Origin of the sequence: Pseudofrankia coriaricola, from assembly GCF_001854805.1 — a bacterium.
Taxonomy (GTDB): domain Bacteria; phylum Actinomycetota; class Actinomycetes; order Frankiales; family Frankiaceae; genus Pseudofrankia.
The window spans coordinates 1-3,119 of sequence record NZ_MBLO01000166.1 but is presented as its reverse complement, the minus strand read 5'-3'; the positions used below and the strand labels follow the sequence as shown (position 1 = coordinate 3,119).

Annotated in this window: 2 protein-coding genes; both read right to left on the bottom strand. The window is 72.5% G+C overall.

The genetic code is table 11. The features are described from left to right. Window positions 1-302: 302 nt before the first annotated feature. Entirely contained in the window at window positions 303-1,190 is an 888-nt protein-coding gene (locus BCD48_RS21080; protein WP_071050128.1) for a hypothetical protein, read from the bottom strand. Continuing rightward, window positions 1,187-1,828 carry an RNA polymerase sigma factor gene (locus BCD48_RS21075; protein WP_241841890.1) on the bottom strand — a complete coding sequence of 214 codons (642 nt, stop codon included), beginning with the start codon at window positions 1,826-1,828 and terminating at the stop codon, window positions 1,187-1,189. Before BCD48_RS21075 ends, BCD48_RS21080 begins: the two co-directional genes overlap by 4 nt. Between the last annotated feature and the right edge of the window lie 1,291 nt (window positions 1,829-3,119).

The window sequence follows — 3,119 nt, the reverse complement described above, 5'->3', positions numbered from 1 at the left end:
AACCGGTCGACGAGCACAGACGCACCGGCCCCGACATCGACGATCGCATCACGCGGACCAGTTCCCGCCGCCTCGACCAGGGCCAGGGAACTGGCTGGCTCCTGCTGAAACCAGCTGACCTCGGTCACCACCATCCGGCCATAGATGTCGTCCCAGTGCGCGCGCTGCGTCATCCGCACTCCCAACCGGCCGGCAATACCCCTCCACGATGCGCGCCATTTTGGTGGGCCAGGCGCCCCTGGCGGGGGAGGGTCGGATGGGCCGCTCGACCGACGGGGCGCCTGGCTGGTGAGTCGCGTTGGTCAGCCGGCGGCGGACGGCGTGGGGCTGGTAGAAGGGCTGGCAGCCGAGCCGATCCCGAGGCCGAGACCCGCGCCATCTGGCCCCGCGCTGGCGCTGACGCCGGTGCCGGGGCCCTGCGCCCCGAGACCGGCTCCGTCCGGTCCGATGCTGGCGCCCGTGCCCACGCCTGGGCCCCCGACGCCGACGCCGGCCCCCTGCGGCCCGGCGCTGGCGCCCGCACCAAGGCCAGGAGCCTGCACATCGACACCGGCGCCGGCCGGTCCGGCGCTGGCAGCCGCACCCGCCCCGACACCTGGAACCACGGTCGCGCTGACCGCCACCCCCACCGTCGAGGCGCAGTACTCGAAGACCCTCTCCTTGCCGCCGGCCGCGGTGACCAGCGCACCGAACTCCGGACGGTCGAGCGTGGTGCTGGCCTCGGCCGCCGCGGTCGCCCGCAGGTCCCGGCACAGCGCGACCAGCTCAGCCGAGACGGTCGCGCCCGCCGTCGGCGGCAGGACCGGGGCTACCTGCGCGGAGGGCGCAGGCGCTGAGCTCTCGCCGCCACCGGCAAAGGGAAGCACTCCCGTCGTGGCGGCGACGGCGCCGCCGGCGGCGACGGCCGTGGCGACGACCGCCGCGGTAGCGGCCTTGGCGGTCATGAGGTTGGCGAGCAGATACTTCAACACGAGTTTTCTCCGCGGCTGGGGGACGTGGACGAGATGCGCCTCCCGGAAAGCGGCCACCGCCGCTTCCTCACCGTCGAGTTCGCCGTCGCGGACCGGAGCGGCCGCGGCGGCGAGCAGATCAGCGAGGGGATCCGCACCGGTCCCCGCGATGGCCGCGCCACCGCGAAGCATCCGCTCCGCGTCACCTCGGCCGGTCCGACGGGGTCGGTGTCTGCTCATCTCAGGTCCTTCAGCGTCGAAGCTCTCTCTCGTGTTACAGGTGTCTGGAGTCCGTGGTCATCGCCAGCTGCCGGCACCTCCATCTGGTTACCGCCGACGGGCCGGCCGGTCTCGGTGATCCCCTGCGCGCCAAGCTGTTCCGCGAGCCGGCGAAGCCCGCGGTGGGCAGCTGTGCGGACCGCGCCGGCCCGTTTGCCGAGGACCCGGCCCGCGGTCTTCGCGTCCAGCCCCATGACCACCCGCAGCAGCACCGCCTCCGCCTGGTCCAACGGCAGACCCGCGATCAGGCGTAGGGCGGTCTCCGTGGACAGTGCCTCCAGCGCCTCTCCGGCGGTGTCGTCGGGCGCGGCCAACTCTGGCAACACCAGCTCGACCGGAAGGTCATCCCGCTGCCGACGGGCCCGCCGGCGCAGGTGGTCAAGCGCCCGGTGCCGCGCGACCGTGGCCGCCCAGCCGCGGAAGCCGTCGAAGTCCCCGCGGAACGACCGCAGGTCCCTGGCTATCTGCAGCCATGCCTCGGACGCGACGTCCTCGGCGTCATCGCCGACGAGAATCCTCAGGTACCGCAACAGACCGGGCTGGACCGCCCGGTAGATCAGCCGGAAGGCGGCCTCGTCACCGCGCTGTGCGTCGAGCACGGCCGAGGCGAGGTCCTGCCCCTGGGCCGACGGCCCGCCGGTCCCGCCGGGGACGCGGCTGACCGGCGGCGCGTGTGCCCCCGGCGCGGTACTGCTGCCGGCGGCCACGTCTCCGCTCGTTTCCCTGCTCCCGCCCATCGGGCAGATGGTGCTTCCTTGGTTGGATACGGGATCACCTGGGGGGCTTGTCGATCACAATACATTTACGGTCGGATACGTTTCGTAATCGGCGGGGTGGCGGTTGCGGGCCGGATGCCGGTCATACGGTTCCTCCTCGCCTGCTCCGCGCAGGCCCACAGGCCTGCCGGTGATCAAGCGCGCCACGGAACCTCGGGCCGGCGCGACGCGGACATCGCGACCGGCCGTCCTCCGTGGCCAGCACGGGATCGGGCGCCAGCGGCGGCCGTGGTCACCGTGGCGCCATGACCGAGGACGACGGGACAATCGGAGGATGCGCGAAGCTGACAAGGTGATGTAACCGCATCACTCGGCTCGTCCTCGCCGCCCACCGCCGGCTCCGCCGGTCGAGACGGTCCGCGGCGACACCAACTCGTTCGCAGCTTTGACGACGCCAAGCCCGGGTCGCCCGCGCGGGGCTCGCGCGTTGCGCTGCACCCCGCACATGCTGCGGCACTTCTTCGCCCTGCGCTGGTACACCGTCAGCCGCCAGGCCTGCGAATCCAAGCTCGACCACCTCAACGCCGATCAGGCGCGCGACTTCCGCTACCAGTTCGGCTCCGTCTGGGACCTCGTCAAGACCATGCTCGGACACCGCGACGTCCGCACCACGATCGACGTGTACTTGGAGCCGTTCCGAGCTTGGGCGTCGAGCTCTTGCTCGAACACGACCGGGAGGAATCCGTCGCCCACCTGGTCACCGACCTGGTGCGGGCGGATCCGCGCGGGTGGTCACCGACCCCACTGCCGAAGCGCGGTCGGTCGGAGGCGTCAGGTGAGCCGGCCGGTAAACGCTGCCCCCCCCCCGACCGCACGGGCCGAGGGCCAGTGACCAGGACCTACGGATGGCTTCGGAACCATGAACGCGCCGGTATCCCTCGGGCGAGTCGCCGCACGAGCGCGCGAACCTCCGCCGCGGTCGAGGGCCGGCCGGCCCGGCGATACGGCTGGGTCCAATGTCGACGGACCAGCCGGCGATGCCAGCGCAGGATCGTCTCTGGCCGCATGGGCAGAACCGGTGTACCTGCCGAAAATGCCATCCGCCCTGCTCAGGGCGGTCGCGGCCGTGCCGGCCGGTCGTGAGCCTTCCTCGCGGCCGGCCCGTGCCCGTCCG